The organism is Thauera sp. 27, from assembly GCF_000310125.2.
Taxonomy (GTDB): Bacteria; Pseudomonadota; Gammaproteobacteria; order Burkholderiales; family Rhodocyclaceae; genus Thauera; species Thauera mechernichensis.
This window is the reverse complement of the sequence record NZ_AMXB01000057.1, coordinates 1-17230: the sequence shown is the minus strand read 5'-3', so window position 1 is coordinate 17230 and position 17230 is coordinate 1. Positions and strand designations below refer to the sequence as shown.

The following is a 17230-nucleotide window of genomic DNA, read 5'->3' as shown; positions in this document are numbered from 1 at the left end:
CCAAGTGATTCAGTCACTTGGGCGCTTTTTATTTCTTGCGGCCATTGTTGTGGTTTCGGCTGCCCCAGTTATCGACTCGCGCCAGGCGTCGGACAGACAGCTTGGCCTGGCCCGCGCGCTCAGACCGTCGGGCAGCGCCGACCGTTCGTACTCCGTTTTCGGCCGGTCGGGCGCTCATGCACACACCGCTTCACGCTCGGGCTTTATCATTCCATAAAGCCTTCATAGATGCGTTCATGTCCTCACGCCCCAATCCCGCCTTTGCCAGGCTCGCTGCGGCACTTGCCTGTGCGCTCGTCCCGGGCGCGTCGGCGCTCGCAGTCGAAGCGGCGGTCGTCCGCCTGCTCCCGCTTTCGCTCGAAGAGCTGATCAATACGCCGGTGGTCACCGCCTCGCGGCGAAGCGAGGCGCGCGATCACACGCCGGCGCACATCATGGTGATCACGCGCGCGCAGATTCGCGAGCGCCGCTACCGCAACCTTGCCGACCTGCTCGAAGACTTGCCTGGCGTGGACTTCATGCGCGGCACGAAGTCGTCGACCTTCAACAACTTCAGCGTGCAGGGCTACAACAGCAATAACAAGCTGCTGATCATGCTCGATGGTGTGCGCATCGATCATCCTGCCGGCGGCAAGATCCCCGTGGCGGAGAATTTCGCCCTCTACCAGGCACGTCAGGTGGAGGTCCTGTACGGGCCTGCGGCGGCGCTCTACGGTGCAGACGCAGTGGCAGGTGTGATCAACATCATCACGGACCGCCCGGCAGACGCCTCGGCAAGCTGGGTGTCGGTGGGCGCAGGGCGCTTCGACAGCAAGGAGGCGAGTTTCCTTGCCTCGGCACGGGCCGGCGACCAGCTTGCGCTGACGGTAGGGGGGCATCGCCAGTCCAGCGACAGGGCGCCGCTCGACAAGTACTACCCCGCGGAGTTCGCGCGCAAGGATGCCAGGGCGTTCGGTGGCGCGCTGGTCACCCCGGCTGCGGAGCGCGAGGGCTACGCGGGCGATATTTCGAGCCATAGTGTGTTTGCACGGGTCGATGTCGGCGACACGCTCTCGGTGGGCCATTACCGCAACTTCTTCCGTCAACTCACCAGCACGGGAGACCGGCCCGATACTGCGCTCTTCCTGCGCGATGCGCGCTGGGATACCCTGAGCGAGACGACGCATGCCCGCCTGCGCTTTCAGCCTGCGACCGACATCCGGGCCGAAATGTTGATCGACCATTCGGAGCAGGAGATCGCTCCGCGCTCGAAGTACGTCAACATCTATACCGGCTTCATGGACAAGGGCTACGTGTATGCGCGTTCGCGCCGTACCGGTATCGAGCAGACAATCGACTGGCAGGTGTCCGAGCGCCATGGTGTCCAGGCCGGGGTCGGCTACAACGACTATCGTGCGCTGCTGACGCCAGACCTGCCGCGTCCCTACGACCGCGGCCGGGGGGCCGGGGAGCAGGGGTTGGTCTACCCGAATACCGATCTGCGCATCCGCATTGGTGAAGCGCGCTACCACAACGCTCACGGTTACGCCCAGATCCAGTCTGACTGGAACGACGCCTGGACGACGATGGTCGGTGTGCGCTACGACGATCATTCCGCTTACGGCAGCAGCGTGAATCCTCGCCTGGGCGCGGTGTGGCGGGCCAATGAGCATCACATCTTCAAGGCGCTGGCTGGCGAGGCATTCCGGGCGCCGTCGCCCGAGGAGTCACTCGGTACCTTCGGCTCATTTACGGGCGCCCGGGATGCAGAGGGGCGCTATATCGGTGTTGGTTTCCGCGTACCCAATGACAGCATCGAGCCCGAAGTTGCGCGCACGTACAGCTTGACCTGGGACTGGCGCGTGCGTCCCGATCTCAACCTGGTCACCAACGTCTATCACAGCCGCATCCGCAACCTCGTGGTGACGCAGAAGCAGGCCGTGCCGACGCAGTTCATCGATGGTGCAGTGCTCAGCGACACGACCGTCAAAGGCAATGCTGGAGAGGAGGTGCATCACGGCATCGACTGGATCGCACACTGGCGCTTCGGCCTCGGCGCTGACTGGGACGGCGAGCTCTGGGGCAGCTTCAGCTGGGTGGATGGCCACATCCGCGAGACCGATGGCGGGCCGCGACGCGAGCTGAGCTATGTTGCCCCGCGCAAGGTCAAGCTCGGAGCGACTTTCCGCCATCGCGACCGGTTGACGATCACGCCGCGCCTGCGCTGGGTCGATGACACCAGCACCGGTCGCAACAACCCGCTGCGCGAGGGCGATCGCATCAGGACCGACGGCTATGTGGTCGCCAGCCTGCATGTCGGATGGCATCAACTGCTCGACGGTCGGGCCAGTCTCTGGCTCGACGTGGACAACGTGTTCGATCGCCGCTATGGCGCAGCCCATGGTTCGGCCAGCACGACCTTCGTGAGCATGCCGCAGCCGCCCCGGTCCTGGATGGCCACGCTCGAGTACCGCTTCTAGGGTGCGTAAGCAGATGCCTTTCCGGCTTCGTGCCGTGCTGCTTGCAGCGCTGCTGTCGTGCGTGACGGCTGCATTGCCTGCGCGCGCGCAGACGCCTGCGGCTGCGCCCGAACAAGCGCTCAAGGCCGTGCTGTTCTACAAGCTGCCGCTGTTCACCTACCGTGCGCCGGGGGTGAGGCACGATACGGTGCTGCTGTGCCATCTCGGCCGCAGTCCGCTCGAGCAAACGCTGGTCAGTCTGGCCGAGGCGCCGGTCGAGGGGCTGGCGAGTCAGCTAAGACTGCTGCGCTCGACGCATGAGGCGAGGGACTGCAACTTCGTCTTCATCGCCCGCTCCGAAGCCGATCGCGTGGCAGCAGTGCTCGCCGAGCTGAACCGCCCTGGACTGGTCACGGTGTCCGACATCCCGGGCTTCGCGCGCTCGGGCGGCATGGTGGAGTTGGGCGTGCGCGAGCGGCGCGAGGGACTGTCCATCATCATCAACCGGGTGGCCTCACGCAAGGCCGGGGTGGAGTTCATGGCACAGCTGCTGCGCCTGGCGGAGGTCATCGATGAGTGAGCACTTGCCCGGCTGGCAGCGCCTGGCGCTGGCCTGGCTGCCGCAGACGCTGCGTGGGCGCCTGCTGGTGCTGGGCTCGCTGTCGTTGATCCTCGCTGCCAGCCTCGTGCTCGTGCTGATGAGCCTGCAGCAGCAGCGCTTGCTGCGCAGCGAGTGGGCCGCTTCGCTGTCGGCGCAGGCCGAACTGATCGCCACCAACACCGTGGCGGCCGTCTCCTTCGGCGACGCCGTCGAGGCCGAGCGCCTGTTGTCCGCCCTGGCCAACAGCCGCTTCGTGTTCGAGGCGCGTGTCGTGCTTGCGGATGGCCGTAACTTCGCGCGCTATGCCGATGACGCGCACGAGTATCCCGCCGACGACTTCGTGCCCGCCTTGCGTCCCACCCCAGCGGGGCATGTCTTTCACGACCGGGTGATTGCCGCCTGGGCGCCGATTCTCGAAGGCCAGCGTGTCGTGGCACGGGTCGAGCTGCTGGGCTCGTTGAAGCAGATCGAGGCCTTGTCCGCGCGCGCCCTGCGCGATTCGCTGGCGGTGTTGCTGCTGGTCCTCGCCGTCTCGGTGACACTGACCTGGCGGGTCTTGCATCGCCTGCTCGTGCCGGTGGCGGAGCTCGGGGCGCTGATGCGGCGGCTGGCAGCCGACACCCGGCTGAGCGAGCGCGTACGCCCGGACGGCGGCACCGAGATTGCCGACCTTGGGCGTGGCTTCAATACGTTGATCGATACCATCCAGGCGCGCGATGCCGAACTCGAGCAGTACCGTGGCAATCTCGAGCGCCTGGTCGACGCACGGACGCGAGCGCTCGAGCGCGCAATCGCAGATGCGCGCGAGGCCAATCGCAGCAAGTCGGCCTTCCTTGCGCGCATGAGCCATGAGATCCGTACGCCGATGAACGCCATCGTCGGCCTCGGGCGCTTGCTGCAGCGCAGTCCCTTGTCGCGCCCGCAGCGCGATCAGATCGACAAATTGCTCGCGTCCTCGCAAAGCTTGCTCGGTGTCATCGACGATGTGCTCGACTATTCGCGCATCGAGGCCGGCAAGCTCACCCTGGAGCGGATCCCCTTCGACCTCGGCGAGGTCTGCCAGCGCGCCCTTGGGGTCGTTGCCCTGCGGGCGGAGGAGAAGGGCGTCGAACTCATCCACCGCGTTGGCGCCGAGGTCCCACGCCGGGTCATCGGCGACCCCTTGCGCCTTGGGCAGGTCCTGATCAATCTGCTCGGCAACGCCATCAAGTTCACTGCCGAAGGTGAGGTCGTGCTCGAGGTCGGGCTCGTGGCACAGGAAGGCAGGCCTCCCTTGATCCGCTTCGTGGTTCGCGACACCGGCATCGGCATCGATCCCGAGCAACGCGAGCGCCTGTTCGACCCCTTCTCGCAGGTCGACGACTCGATGACACGCCGGTTCGGTGGCACCGGTCTGGGCCTGTCGATCTGTGTCCAGCTGGTACGGATGATGGAGGGCACGATAGCGCTCGACAGCGAACCCGGCCAGGGGGCTGCGTTCAGTGTCGAGCTGCCCCTTGCCGCGGTGGCGGGTGCGAGCGGGCACGGGCGTGCCAACCAGCCTTTCGGGCGTGCCCTCGTGATCGATGACAATGCCACCGCCGCCGCTGTACTCGTCGAACTGCTGCAGCGCAACGGTATCGAGGCCGAGGCTTGTGTGGAAGGCGAGGCCGGCCTGGCGCTGTTGCAGAGCGCGGCCACGGGGCCGCGCGCGTTCGATCTCATCGTCGCCGACTGGCAGATGCCGGGCATGGACGGGTTGCAGCTGGCCGAGCGTATGCAGGCGCTCGCGCTTCCCGGGGCGCGCCCGGCCTTCGTGCTTGCGATCACCCTGGGCACCTACGAGGCGGTCGCTCCGCGGCTGATCAAGTGTGGCGTTGATGCCGTCCTGGTCAAGCCCGCGACCGCGGAGGGCCTGCTGGATGCACTTGCCGAGGCCGCGCAACCGCGTGCGGTGGGCAGTGCCCGGCGCGAGGCCGGCGTGCTGCACGAGGTGGCAGCCCTCGAGGCGGTGCGCGGTGCGCGTATCCTGGTGGTCGATGACCTACCGCTCAACCGCGAGGTGGCACGCGAGTTCCTTTCCATCGCCGGACTCGAGGTCGAAGAGGCCGCAAACGGCCGCGAAGCGCTTGACCGGTTGGCGCGCGAAGGCATCGATCTGGTCCTGATGGACATCCAGATGCCCGTGCTCGATGGCCTGGAGACGACCCGGCTGATCCGCAGCGATGCACGCCTGCGCGCGCTGCCGGTCATCGCCATGACCGCGCATGCCATGAGCGGCAGTCGCGAGCAGAGTCTCGGTGCGGGCATGAATGACCATCTCACCAAGCCGATCGACCCTGATGCCCTCTATGCCGTATTGCTCAAGTGGGTGACCCCGCGCAGCCCGGCTCCGGGCCTTGTCCCTGCGCTCCAGCAGCCGACGAGCGAGACGCCGCTGCCCGCGCTCGATGGTGTCGACACCGTGCGCGGACTGGCCAACCATATGGGACGGATGGGGCTGTACCGCAGGATCCTCGAGGGCTTCAGGCTCCAGTTCGGCGATGCCGCATCGAGTCTGGCCGACGCGGTCGAGCGCCAGGATCTCGAGCAGGCCCGCCGGTTTGCGCATTCGCTCAAGTCGGCAGCGGCGACGATCGGCGCCTCGCAGGTGTCCATGCACGCGCGCGAGCTCGAGCAACAGCTACAGCGCGGACAGTGGCCGGGCGAGGCGGCACGGGCCGCGCTGCAGGCGGCGCTGGATACCGTACTGCGTGGGCTGGCCCGCCTGCAGGCAGACGCCGGGGCGCATGTCCAGCCGCCGGCTGCACCGCCGACGCTGCAGCACCTGCTTGCGACTGCCGCCCGGCTCGATGAACGTCTGGCGCGGCACGATGCTGCAGCCGAGACCCTGGTCGGCGAGCTGGCCGACGCATTGCGCGGTAGCGCGTACGAAGCACGCCTGGCAGACCTGCGCGAACTCGTCGAGGATGTCGAGTACGAGCGTGCACGTGCGCTGCTCGATGCGCTTCGTCCCGAATTCGAACGGATACCATCATGACCACCGAATTCACCGTCCTCATCGTCGATGACGAGAAGCACAACCGCAACCTGCTGACCGAGCTCCTGGGCGAGGACTATCGGCTGATCCTCGCCAAGAACGGCGAGCAAGCCCTGGAGCGCGCGCGTGCCCACCTGCCCGATCTGATCCTGCTCGACGTCCTGATGCCGGGCATGGACGGTTATGCGGTCCTGCGCCAGCTCAAGCACGACGATGCCACGCGTGACATTCCGGTCATCTTCATAACCGCACTGGACTCGACCATCGATGAGGAGAAAGGACTGGAGCTGGGCGCCGTGGACTACATCGCCAAGCCCTTCCATCCACCGATCGTGCGCGTTCGCGTGCGCAACCACCTGCAATCCGTGCATCAGCGCCGTCTGCTCGAGCAACTGGCCATGCTCGACAGCCTCACCGGCATTCCGAACCGCCGTCGCTTCAACGAGGTGTTCGAGCTCGAGTGGCGGCGCTGCCTGCGTGCGCAAGAGCCGATCTCGCTGGTCGTCATCGACATCGACCACTTCAAGCGCTTCAATGACGACTTCGGTCACACCGAGGGCGACGAGGTGCTGCGCCGTATTGCGCTGACGCTGCAGCGTGCCCTGCGCCGGCCGGCGGATTTCGTCTGTCGCTATGGTGGCGAGGAGTTCGTCATCCTGCTGCCGGGGATTGCCATGGAAGGCGCGCAGGCACTTGCCGAGTCGGCGCGCTGCGACGTCGAGGCGCAGCATGTGCCGGCACCGGGCGGGCTGCAACTCCCGCTTACGGTCAGCATGGGCGGCGCCACCACGCTGCCCGGGCGGATCGAACCGGACCATGGCTTGTTCGCTGCAGCCGACGCCGCGCTCTACGAAGCCAAGCGTGCCGGCCGCAACCGGGTCGTGTGGTCGGCGCCCGTGGTCGCGGGCGGGGCAGCAGATAGGCCGACGGATGCCGATACGGCCTGACGAGGCTTCAACCAAACCCTATATCGAGGACGGACATGCAATTGAACGACACTGGCCTGCTGCGTGCGCAGGCATATATCGATGGCCAATGGCTGGCCGCCGACGACGGCGGCAGCTTCGACGTCACCAATCCCGCTGATGGCAGTCGCGTCGGCAGCGTGCCTGACATGGGTGCGGCCGAAACCCGTCGCGCCATTGCTGCTGCCGATGCGGCGCTCCCGGCCTGGCGCGCGCGTACGGCGAAGGAACGCGCTGCCATCCTGCGGCGCTGGTACGAGCTCATACTCGCCAATCAGGAAGACCTTGCCGTGCTCATGAGCACCGAGCAGGGCAAGCCGCTGGCCGAGGCGCGCGGCGAAGTCGTCTACGGTGCCTCGTTCATCGAGTGGTTTGCCGAGGAAGGCAAGCGCATCTATGGCGACGTGATTCCATCCCATGGTGCTGACAAGCGCATTGTCGTCGTCAAGCAGGCGATCGGCGTGGTGGCGGCGATCACGCCGTGGAACTTCCCGATCGCGATGATCACGCGCAAGGCCGGCCCCGCCCTTGCCGCCGGCTGCACGATGGTGATCAAGCCGGCCGAAGATACCCCGCTGTGCGCGCTTGCGCTCGCCGTGCTGGCCGAGCGTGCCGGCCTGCCAGCGGGGGTGCTCAACATCGTCACCACCAACCGTGCGCCCGAGGTCGGCGGCGAACTCACAGCCAACCCGGCGGTGCGCAAGCTGTCCTTCACGGGCTCGACCGCGGTCGGCAAGCTGCTGATGCGCCAGTGCGCGGGCACGGTGAAGAAGGTGGCGCTGGAACTGGGGGGCAACGCGCCCTTCATCGTCTTCGACGACGCCGACCTCGACGCCGCCGTAGCGGGGGCCATGGCGTCCAAGTACCGCAACGCGGGCCAGACCTGCGTGTGCGCCAACCGCCTGCTGGTGCAGGACGGCATCTACGACGCCTTTGCCGCCAAGCTCGCCGAGGCGGTGGCCAGGCTCAAGGTCGGCCCGGGCCTGTCTGGCGAGGTGCAGCAAGGGCCGCTGATCAATGCCGATGCCGTCGCCAAGGTGGAGGAACTGCTCGCGGACGCCGTAGACAAGGGCGCGCAGGTGCTGTGCGGTGGCAAGCGCCACGCCCTGGGTGGCAACTTCTACGAGCCCACCATCGTCACTGACGTGACCGCGCAGATGCGCGTCGCGCGCGAGGAGATCTTCGGCCCGGTGGCGCCGCTGTTCCGCTTCCATAGCGAGGAGGAGGCCGTGCGCATGGCCAACGACACCGAGTTCGGCCTTGCCGCCTATTTCTACGCCCGCGACATCGCGCGCGTGTGGCGGGTGGCCGAGGCGCTCGAGTACGGCATCGTCGGCATCAACGAAGGCATCATCTCGACCGAGGTTGCGCCCTTCGGTGGCGTCAAGGAATCCGGCATCGGCCGCGAAGGCTCACGCTACGGCATCGACGACTTCGTCGAGATCAAGTACCTGTGCATGGGCGGCATTCGCTGAACGCCGCCGGGCTCAGCCTGCGGGGGCCTCCACCAGGCTGAGCAGCCGATGCACCGCGCGGTGCGTCGGTACGGCCGCGCCCTGGCGTGCGGCCAGTTCGATCAGCACGCCGGTGATCGCGTCGAGTTCGGTCGGCCTGCCGGCGAGCACATCCTGCAGCATGCTCGCGCGGTTGGTGGCGGTGGCCTGTGCGACCGCCCGCACTCGTGCGTGAGCTGCAGCTTCGTCCAGCGCCAGGCCTTCGGCGCACAACACCGGCCAGGCCTCGGCAACCAACGCGTCGAGCCAGAACCGGTAAGGGGCTTCGAGCAGCTCGCCGTTGCGTACGCGGAACAAGGCGGCAAGCGGGTTGATGGCGAGGTTGACGAGCAGCTTGGCCAGCCGTGCGGGGACGATGTCGTCCTCGACGCGAGCGTCCAGCCCGGCCCGCGCCAGCATGGACGCCAGCTCCTCGAAGCCGGGCGGCACCAGCACCTCGCCGTCGCCTGATGGCGTCACCCCGCTCGCGTCGCGAAACGCCCCCGTTGTGGTGATGCCCTGCGCGACCCGCGGCAGCGGGCAGTGAGCCTGCAGCACCGGCTCGACCAGTCCGTTCTGCAAGGACAGCACCCCCAGGGGCTGCATGCGCGCAGCGCTGCGTGCAGCTGCGGCCGTGTCCCCGGTCTTGACCAGCACGATCACCCAGTCAGCCTGCGGCGCCTCTTCAGGCGCCCACGCCTCGGGCTGGAAGAGCGTATCGCCTACGCGCACCCCCTGGCGCAGTCTGGCGGCTGCAGCGCGGTCGCGTGCGACCACTGCCACGCGCAGCGTGCGCGCAATGCGTGCCGCAAAGCTGAGCCCAAGCGCGCCGGCTCCGATGATGGCAACGGGATAGCGGGCAGGGTAAGAGGTGGTTTGCGAGCTGGGAGAGGCGGCAGCGGCGATCAAGGGCTGGAACGTCGTCATCGAGGACTGGCATCAGGGCGTGGAGTGGGCGCGCGCATGCAGTCGTAAGCGACCGTGTGCATGCGGATGCGATTTTATCCGCGGCCGCGCATTTCTGTTCCGAAGTTTCGTTTCGGATCAAGGGGGTACATCGTTTCTGTGGAGCATCTGGAACAGAGGGGGCGAACACCTATGACCTGAAACCCCTTGTCTGGCGCGACTTGTCGCGGCATGGCACAGCGATTGCACTTGCCCGCACCAGGCCGGTGCCTTGCCCCGGCCCTGCAGTGCAAACGACAAGATCACCACTCTCGAGGAGGAAACAATGGATAACACGACGACGCGCAAGGGCCTGCGTGCCACCGGAGGCAAGCGCCTGAGCCTGCTGACCGGGGCCTTGCTGGCGCTTGGCATGGGGCCGGCCCATGCGGTGAGTTTTTCGCAGGGCGATGCCACGCTCGACATCAACGGCACCATCAACGGCTTCTACTCGCACCGCAGCGCAGAGTCGGGCGGGGTCAAGACCACCAACTCGGCGCTCACCAACGGCCTGCTGCCGGGCTGGATCAACTTCGTGTTTACCACCAAGGTTGACGGGCTCGACATCAAGGCCCATGTCGGCTTCGCGCCGGGCATCAACGACAAGTCCGACGTCGTCGGCCTGCCGAGCGATCCGGGGTGTGGCGGGGCTACGGGCTGCGACAGCCCCTTCACCCAGATCGACACCCGTAACCTGTACTTCCAGTTCGGCAATGCCGAGTGGGGCACGATCAAGTTCGGCCGCGACATCGGACTGTTCGGGCAGAAGATCATCCTCTCCGACATGACCTTGCTCGGCCTCGGCGGCAACAGCTACGCCTCGACGCCCTTCAACACCACCTTCGGCATGATCGGCCACGGCTACATGTACACCGGCTTCCAGCCGCAGATCACCTACACCACGCCGACCAAGGGCGGGTTGTCGGCCTCGTTCGGGATCTTCGATCCCAACAAGTTCGCCGGCAGCGAGACCAAGGACCCTGGCTTCCAGGCCATGGCGAACTATGACTGGGAGGCGGGCACGGCGAAGGGCTCGGTCTGGCTGGGTGCAGTCCACCAGCGCACCAGCGGCACCGGCAGCTTCAACGCCAGCGGCTTCGAACTGGGGGCGAAGGTCGGCATTGGCGCCTTCGAGGCCGTGGCCTATGGCTTCGATGCCAGCGGTCTGGGCCTGTCCACCGTCGGTGCCATGTACTTCTCGCCGTTTGCCAAGACCGATGGTAAGGGCTACTTCCTGCAGGGCACCTACACCGTCGGCAAGACCAAGTTCGGCCTCAACTTCGGCGAGAACCGCGACCGTGGCGGACTGCTTGCCGACACCAACAAGTTCCGCTCGGCCACGGTGGGTGTTTACCACAGCCTGAACAAGTACATCACGCTCGTGGGCGAATACAACCAGGAGAAAGGCGAGGGCAGCGACATCTTCCCGGGCGACCTGAAGACGCGGACGATCTCGCTGGGTGGCATCCTGTTCTTCTGAGTGCTGTATCGGACTGCTCCATAAATTGCCCGCATTTATGGAGCATTTGGAGCAGTCCGGGCAATATTAGTCGCACATCATGAACACATAAAAACCTTAGCGACCGCTCAAGCTGCTGATTTTATTGGATTTTAAGAGCTGGCACGAGGCCTGCTTAGTACCCCTCGAGGCAACCCGCCCGCACACGTTCAAGATTGAGGAGACCATACCATGCTGTATGCACTGCCCGGCCAAGCCGACGCCAAGGTTCAATTCAAGTCCCGTTACGACAACTTCATCGGCGGCAAGTGGGTAGCCCCGGTCAAGGGACAGTATTTCGACGTGGTTACCCCGGTCACCGGTCAGAAGTACACCCAGGCGGCCCGCTCCACCGCCGAGGACATCGAACTCGCGCTCGACGCCGCGCACGCAGCCTTCCCGAAGTGGGGCAAGGCCGACGCCACCACCCGCTCCAACATCCTGCTCAAGATCGCTGACCGCCTCGAGGCCAACCTCGAACTGCTCGCCTATGCCGAGACCGTCGATAACGGCAAGCCGATCCGCGAGACGCTCAACGCCGACATCCCGCTCGCGGTTGACCACTTCCGGTACTTCGCAGGCTGCCTGCGTTCGCAGGAAGGCGGCATCTCGGAGATCGACGAGAACACCATGGCCTACCACATCCACGAGCCGCTGGGCGTGGTCGGCCAGATCATCCCGTGGAATTTCCCCATCCTGATGGCGGCGTGGAAGCTGGCGCCGGCGCTGGGTGCGGGCAACTGCGTGGTGCTCAAGCCGGCCGAATCGACCCCGATCTCGATCCTGGTGCTGATGGAGCTGATCGCCGACCTGCTGCCGCCGGGCGTGCTCAACATCGTCAATGGCTACGGCCGCGAGGCCGGCATGCCGCTCGCCACCAGCAAGCGCATCGCCAAGATCGCCTTCACCGGCTCGACCTCCACCGGCCGCGTGATCGCCCAGGCCGCCGCCAACAACCTGATCCCGGCCACGCTCGAGTTGGGCGGCAAGTCGCCCAACATCTTCTTCGCCGACGTCATGGACAAGGACGACGCCTTCCTCGACAAGGCGATCGAGGGCCTGGTGCTGTTCGCCTTCAACCAGGGCGAGGTGTGCACCTGCCCGAGCCGCGCGCTGATCCAGGAGTCGATCTACGACCGCTTCATGGAGCGTGCGCTCAAGCGTGTCGCCGCCATCAAGCAGGGCAGCCCGCTCGATACCGACACCATGATGGGCGCTCAGGCTTCTGCCGAGCAGATGAGCAAGATCCAGTCGTATTTGCAGCTTGGCAAGGAAGAAGGCGCCCAGGTGCTGATCGGCGGCGAGCGTGCTCAACTCGGCGGCGATCTGGCCGACGGCTACTACATCCAGCCGACGCTGTTCAAGGGCCACAACAAGATGCGCATCTTCCAGGAAGAGATCTTCGGGCCGGTGCTCGCAGTGACGACCTTCAAGGACGAGGCCGAGGCGCTCGAGATCGCCAACGATACCCTGTATGGCCTGGGCGCTGGCGTGTGGAGCCGTAACGGCAACGTGGCCTATCGCATGGGGCGCGCCATCCAGGCCGGTCGCGTGTGGACCAACTGCTACCACGCCTACCCGGCGCACGCGGCCTTCGGCGGCTACAAGGAGTCGGGCATCGGCCGCGAGACGCACAAGGTCATGCTCGACCACTACCAGCAGACCAAGAACCTGCTGGTGAGCTACAGCGAGAACAAGCTCGGCTTCTTCTGATCTGCTCCGTGTTTCTCCCTCTGCCCGTTCTTTGCGGGTGACTTGCCGGGGGCGGGTGACCGCCCCCGTTTTTTTCATGCCGGAGGCACACGACATGGTCGAACGCGTCATTGCCACCCCTGCGACGCTCGAGTTGATCGAGCGGCTCAAGGCCGAGTATGGCCAGGAACTGATGTTCCACCAGTCCGGCGGTTGCTGCGACAACAGCGCTGCCAACTGCTATTTGCCCACGGACCTCACCATCGGGCCCTACGATGTCCATCTGGGGGACATCGGCGGTGTGCCCTTTTACATCAGCGCCTCGCAATACGAATACTGGAAGCACACGCAGTTGATCATCGACGTGGTCGACGGCCATGGCGGCACGTTTTCACTCGAGGGCAACACTGGCAAGGCTTTCCATACCCGATCGAGACTGTTTACCGACGAGGAGTTTGCCGAAGTCCAGGCCGAGGACCGCAGGCTCGGGCGCTAGTAGCAGCCCTTCGTACGGGCAGTGAGCCGCCCGCAGGTATTTTTCTTGCTTTAGTCCTTCTCTGAAGCGGGGTGTGCCAAGGTGGCACAATCCGGCTCGAATGATCATCGTCGGGGGCCGCAAGCGCGTCTGCTACAGGCGCCGTAGACACCCGGCGACAGGGGAGACGAAAAGATGGGTCAGATGCATGTGCGTGCGGCACAAGGGGGCGAGCTCGAGTCCTTGCGGCGGCGTTACCTGGAGCGTGGCGATCTGCCCGAGGGCGGGCTTTCGGCCTCGGTATTGCGTTCCTGGGAGCGCTGCCAGCGCCTGGGGCTGGAGATCGGCGAGCGCGGCCGGCCAGCCAATACCACGCGCGCCGACCTGATGCTTGCCCGTGAGCGCAATCTGACGCTGCTCAACCATGCCGGCGGCGTCATGGAGCACCTCTACGAGCAGATCCGCGCCTCGGGCAGCATGGTGCTGCTTGCCGACGCCAGCGGGCTGATCCTGCACGGTATCGGCGACCCGTCCTTCGTCGACCGCGCCAGCCGTGTGGCCCTGCAGCCGGGCGCGAGTTGGAGTGAATGCCAGCGCGGCACCAACGCCATCGGCGCCACCCTGATCGAGCGCGCACCGGTGGAGATCTTCGGTGCCGAGCACTACCTCGAGTGCAACGGCGTACTGACCTGCAGTGCGGCGCCCATCTTCGACTCCAAGGGCGTCTTGCTGGGGGCGCTCGACATCTCCGGCGACCACCGCAAGCCTCAGCCACATACCTTGGGTCTGGCTCGCATGGGGGTGAGGCTGGTCGAACGCCGCATGTTCGAGAGCGAACATGCACGTCATGCCCTTTTTGCCTTCCACAACCGTCCCGAGGGCGTGGGTGGGCTACAGGAGGGCTTGCTCGCAGTGGATGCGGATGGTGAGATCGTGGCGGCAGATCGGCAGGCGCGCATGCTGCTCGGGATCGAGGATCGCCGTATCGGACGTCTGGGGGCGTTCGGCAACCTCTTTCGCAGCGGCTTCGGCACGGTCATCAGCCGTGCGGGTCGCGACCCGGCTGCGCTGATGGAGCTCGAGTTGCGTGATGGAGCGCGCATGTTCGCGCGGGTTCGGGTCAGTCCCGCCTGGAGCGCGAACGCCCATGCCGCGTCGAGCGCTCGCGCCCGCGTCGCGCAGGGCCAGGATCCATCGCGTTCGGCACGTCAGCGCATCACGCTCGAGACCCTGGCCACAGGCGATGCGGGGCTTCAGTTCACCCTCGACCGTTGCGCCAAGGTGATCGGGCGCAAGATCCCGGTGTTGATCCAGGGCGAGTCGGGTTCGGGCAAGGAGTTGCTTGCCCGTGCCTGTCACAACAGCGGACCGCGTGCGGACGGCCCCTTCGTCGCGGTGAACTGCGCGGCGATTCCCGAGCACCTGATCGAATCCGAACTCTTCGGCTATGTCGGCGGCGCCTTTACCGGCGCGCGCAAGGAGGGCGCCATCGGCCGTATCCAGCAGGCCGATGGCGGCACGCTCTTCCTCGACGAGATCGGCGACATGCCGCTGGCCATGCAGGCACGGTTGCTGCGTGTGCTGCAGGAGCGCTGCGTGCAGCCGGTGGGCGGCAGCGAACCGGTGGCGGTCGACATCGCGCTACTGTGCGCAACGCACCGCAACCTGGGTGATCTGGCCAGAGCGGGGCAGTTCCGCGAGGATCTGTACTACCGCGTCAATGGCCTGACAGCAATGCTGCCGCCGCTGCGTGAGCGCACCGACCTGCACCAGATCGTGCGCCGCCTGATCGATGGCAGCAGCAATCACCCCGAACCGCGCGCCATTACGGTCGACCCTTCAGCCATGCGTCTGCTCGAAGCGTATGCCTGGCCAGGCAACATCCGTCAGCTGCAGAACGTGCTCGAGGTCGCGCTCGCGTTGCTCGATGCCCATGAGGAGCGCATTCTGCCCGAGCACCTGCCCGAGGAAGTGCAGGGGGCATCGCCGGTCACGCGTGTTGCAGCCGCAGCCCCCGCAAGCGCGTCGTCGATGTCCCCGGCCACTTTGCCGCTGCGCGGCCGCCGCCCCAAGGACATCGACGACGCCATGATTCGCGAAGCGCTCGAGCGTTTCGAGGGCAACCTGTCGGCTGCGGCGCGTCACCTCGGGGTTGCGCGCAATACCTTGTACCGGCGCATGGGCTGCGATTATTGACGCGCTCCGATTGGGCTCCCTGCTTCGCGAGGCTCAATCGGATGACGTGTCGTCGGCCGCATCCGGCCGCCCGAGCGCAGCTGTCAGCCTTGCCCGGTGGGCTGCACGGTGCAGGCGGATGTCGAGCGCGATCTTGCCGGCGACGAGTATCAGCAGGACCGGTGCGATCGAGCCGCCACCCGACAGGATCACCACGAACATGCCGGCGATCATCGCTACATGCAGTACCACGATGCGCTTGTAGGGGTCCCACATGATCTCCGCGAGCTTGCGGCCTGCGTCCTCATTGCGCACGAAGTGGTGGGTGACGAGCGAGAAGCCGTGGCTGATGAAGAAGCCGATCGTCGCCACCACCATGCCCATCTGCTCATGCGCGATCCACTGCAGGATCCCGAACAGGTGCTGGAAGACCACGAAGGGGCCGGGCCACTCCACCGCGCCGACGTAGGGTTCGATCACGTCGCCCGGCATTCCGGCCATGGTGGCGATGCCCATCAGCACCATGCCGTGCCCGGCGCAGAAAAAGCCGTAGTGAAAGATGAAGAACAGGCCTGGCTCGAAGAAGGCGCGCACGCCACCCGCCCGCACCATGCGTACCAGCGTGTAGACGCCGAGCACCAGGTTCTCCAGCCAGTAAACGAGCAATAGGGTCTGCGCCTCCCAGCCGAGGAAGAGCACGCCGAACACTGGCACCAGGTTGGCCGCCACCAGGGCCTGGATGGGCGCGCGATCGGCCCGGGACAGCACGTCAGCCGGTGCGGCCTTGGCATCCAGCGCGAGAGCAGGCAGTGCGGTGGAAGTTGGCTGGGCGGCAGCATCCGCAGCGCATGCCCCTGCGCTGGTGATCGGCCGGGGGCAGTCGAACGCACCGCAGACAACGGCGAGCAGTTCTGCTTCGCCCGGGGTGATGTGGGCGTCGTGGCGTGCGCTGGCGTCGAGCGCCTCCACCAGCCGGCGGCGATAGCCCGGCGCCGTATCGGCCAGGGCATCGAGCGCCTGGTCGAGCGCATCCATGCGGATCTGCGCGATCGGCAGCGGCCCGGTCAGGCCGTCCGCGGGAGCGAGGGCCGCGCCGCGGGCAAAGGCTGCGCGTGCGGCCTCGGGTTCGCGCTGTCCGGCATGGGCGAGCACCGACAGCAGCAGGGTGCAGTGTGCCCCGAGCGCCTGCGGTGACACCCGCAGCGGCTGCGGCGTGCGTGGCAGCAGGGCGTCGCGCAGCAGGCGCAGCATCAGGAACGCGGACAGGCTGCCGCTGCCGCCGGCGCCCACCACGGCATTGGCCTGGCCGAGCAGGCGTTCGCGCGCGCTGCGCGGGAGTTCGCGCAGGCTGCCGAGGGCGAGCTCCATCAGCGCCAGACGCTGGCCTGCTGGCGGCAGCGATCCGGTGGCGTCGGCTGCCGCGGTGGCGCGTGTCGGTTCGCTGTGGCTCGCCAACGCGGCGATCTGCAGGGCGCGGCGCTGCGGGTCGCGGGAGAGCAGCAGGGCGAGCGCGACTGCGGCTGCGCCGTCCGGGCTGGCGACGCTGTGGCGCAACGCGCCGGGCAGGGCGTCGAGCGTGTGCTGTGCAGCCTCCAGGGCTGCTGCCGGTGGTGACGCGAAGGCGAGCGGGACGAGCTCGAGTGTTGCCCTTGGGCTCGCGCTCATCGCCGGGGCAGGGGGGGCGGACGGCAAGGCGATCGACGCGCTGGCCGGCGCCGCGGGCTCGACCAGGCCGGCAGGTGCGAGGGTATCCATCTCCCTGGCGGCCGTCGCGGGTGTCGTCGCAGCGACTGCGTCGGCAAGGTCCGGGGCCGCCACGCGGCCGCCGCTAAGACGCCGGATGCGCTCGGCCAGCGGCGGGTGGGTGGCGAGCAGGCCGCCCGCGCTGCGCAGGGCGCTGGCGCTGCTGCGGCCGTCGAACAGCATGTG

The 17230-nt window shown here is 66.7% G+C and carries 12 protein-coding genes; 10 read left to right on the top strand and 2 right to left on the bottom strand.

The features are described from left to right. From B447_RS22930 to gabD, 6 genes are all read left to right on the top strand, one after another. The coding region (locus tag B447_RS22930; RefSeq protein ID WP_232431686.1) for a hypothetical protein at positions 1-217 on the top strand (217 nt) is incomplete at its 5' end. A 19-nt stretch (positions 218-236) separates the two neighbouring features. Then, the gene (locus B447_RS20145) at positions 237-2459 is read left to right on the top strand and encodes a TonB-dependent receptor plug domain-containing protein (protein ID WP_002945150.1); all 2223 of its coding nucleotides are present in this window, start codon (positions 237-239) and stop codon (positions 2457-2459) included. Positions 2460-2472: 13 nt separating this feature from the next. Then, positions 2473-3018: a YfiR family protein gene (locus B447_RS20140; protein WP_002945148.1), complete on the top strand. Its 546-nt coding sequence runs from the start codon at positions 2473-2475 to the stop codon at positions 3016-3018. Then, complete coding sequence (locus B447_RS20135) at positions 3011-6058, top strand: hybrid sensor histidine kinase/response regulator (RefSeq protein WP_002945146.1); 3048 nt, start codon at positions 3011-3013, stop codon at positions 6056-6058. The genes B447_RS20140 and B447_RS20135 overlap by 8 nt, the downstream gene beginning before the upstream one ends. Then, positions 6055-7005, top strand: a complete 951-nt coding sequence (locus tag B447_RS20130) for a diguanylate cyclase (RefSeq protein WP_002945144.1) — start codon at positions 6055-6057, stop codon at positions 7003-7005. Before B447_RS20135 ends, B447_RS20130 begins: the two co-directional genes overlap by 4 nt. A 35-nt stretch (positions 7006-7040) precedes the next feature. Next, entirely contained in the window at positions 7041-8498 is a 1458-nt protein-coding gene (gene gabD, locus B447_RS20125) for an NADP-dependent succinate-semialdehyde dehydrogenase (protein ID WP_002945142.1), read from the top strand. Positions 8499-8510: 12 nt separating this feature from the next. On the opposite strand, the gene B447_RS20120 is transcribed toward gabD, so the two are convergent. Further along, positions 8511-9443 carry a ketopantoate reductase family protein gene (locus B447_RS20120; RefSeq protein WP_002945137.1) on the bottom strand — a complete coding sequence of 311 codons (933 nt, stop codon included), beginning with the start codon at positions 9441-9443 and terminating at the stop codon, positions 8511-8513. Between the two features lie 304 nt (positions 9444-9747). Here B447_RS20120 and B447_RS20115 point away from each other — a divergent pair, with 304 nt between their 5' ends. The 4 genes from B447_RS20115 (at position 9748) to B447_RS20100 (ending at position 15322) form a co-directional block, all read left to right on the top strand. Continuing rightward, on the top strand, positions 9748-10941 hold the full coding sequence (locus tag B447_RS20115) for a porin (protein WP_002927529.1): 1194 nt from the start codon (positions 9748-9750) through the stop codon (positions 10939-10941). Positions 10942-11151: 210 nt separating this feature from the next. Beyond that, on the top strand, positions 11152-12672 hold the full coding sequence (adh, locus tag B447_RS20110) for an aldehyde dehydrogenase (protein ID WP_002945136.1): 1521 nt from the start codon (positions 11152-11154) through the stop codon (positions 12670-12672). A gap of 94 nt (positions 12673-12766) precedes the next feature. After that, positions 12767-13147 (top strand): DUF779 domain-containing protein, encoded by a 381-nt coding sequence (locus B447_RS20105; RefSeq protein ID WP_002945135.1) that lies wholly within the window; start codon positions 12767-12769, stop codon positions 13145-13147. 174 nt (positions 13148-13321) lie between these two features. After that, entirely contained in the window at positions 13322-15322 is a 2001-nt protein-coding gene (locus tag B447_RS20100) for a sigma-54-dependent Fis family transcriptional regulator (protein WP_002945134.1), read from the top strand. A 33-nt stretch (positions 15323-15355) separates the two neighbouring features. Here B447_RS20100 and B447_RS20095 read toward each other — a convergent pair. Further along, the coding region (locus B447_RS20095) for a DUF6498-containing protein (protein ID WP_002945121.1) at positions 15356-17230 on the bottom strand (1875 nt) is incomplete at its 5' end.

Excerpts from the sequence above, each read along its gene's own strand:
- B447_RS20145 (WP_002945150.1), top strand. The coding sequence starts at position 237 with ATGTCCTCACGCCCCAATCCCGCCTTTGCCAGGCTCGCTGCGGCACTT.
- B447_RS20140 (WP_002945148.1), top strand. The coding sequence starts at position 2,473 with ATGCCTTTCCGGCTTCGTGCCGTGCTGCTTGCAGCGCTGCTGTCGTGC.
- B447_RS20135 (WP_002945146.1), top strand. The coding sequence starts at position 3,011 with ATGAGTGAGCACTTGCCCGGCTGGCAGCGCCTGGCGCTGGCCTGGCTG.
- B447_RS20130 (WP_002945144.1), top strand. The coding sequence starts at position 6,055 with ATGACCACCGAATTCACCGTCCTCATCGTCGATGACGAGAAGCACAAC.
- gabD (WP_002945142.1), top strand. The coding sequence starts at position 7,041 with ATGCAATTGAACGACACTGGCCTGCTGCGTGCGCAGGCATATATCGAT.
- B447_RS20120 (WP_002945137.1), bottom strand. The coding sequence starts at position 9,443 with ATGACGACGTTCCAGCCCTTGATCGCCGCTGCCGCCTCTCCCAGCTCG.
- B447_RS20115 (WP_002927529.1), top strand. The coding sequence starts at position 9,748 with ATGGATAACACGACGACGCGCAAGGGCCTGCGTGCCACCGGAGGCAAG.
- adh (WP_002945136.1), top strand. The coding sequence starts at position 11,152 with ATGCTGTATGCACTGCCCGGCCAAGCCGACGCCAAGGTTCAATTCAAG.
- B447_RS20105 (WP_002945135.1), top strand. The coding sequence starts at position 12,767 with ATGGTCGAACGCGTCATTGCCACCCCTGCGACGCTCGAGTTGATCGAG.
- B447_RS20100 (WP_002945134.1), top strand. The coding sequence starts at position 13,322 with ATGGGTCAGATGCATGTGCGTGCGGCACAAGGGGGCGAGCTCGAGTCC.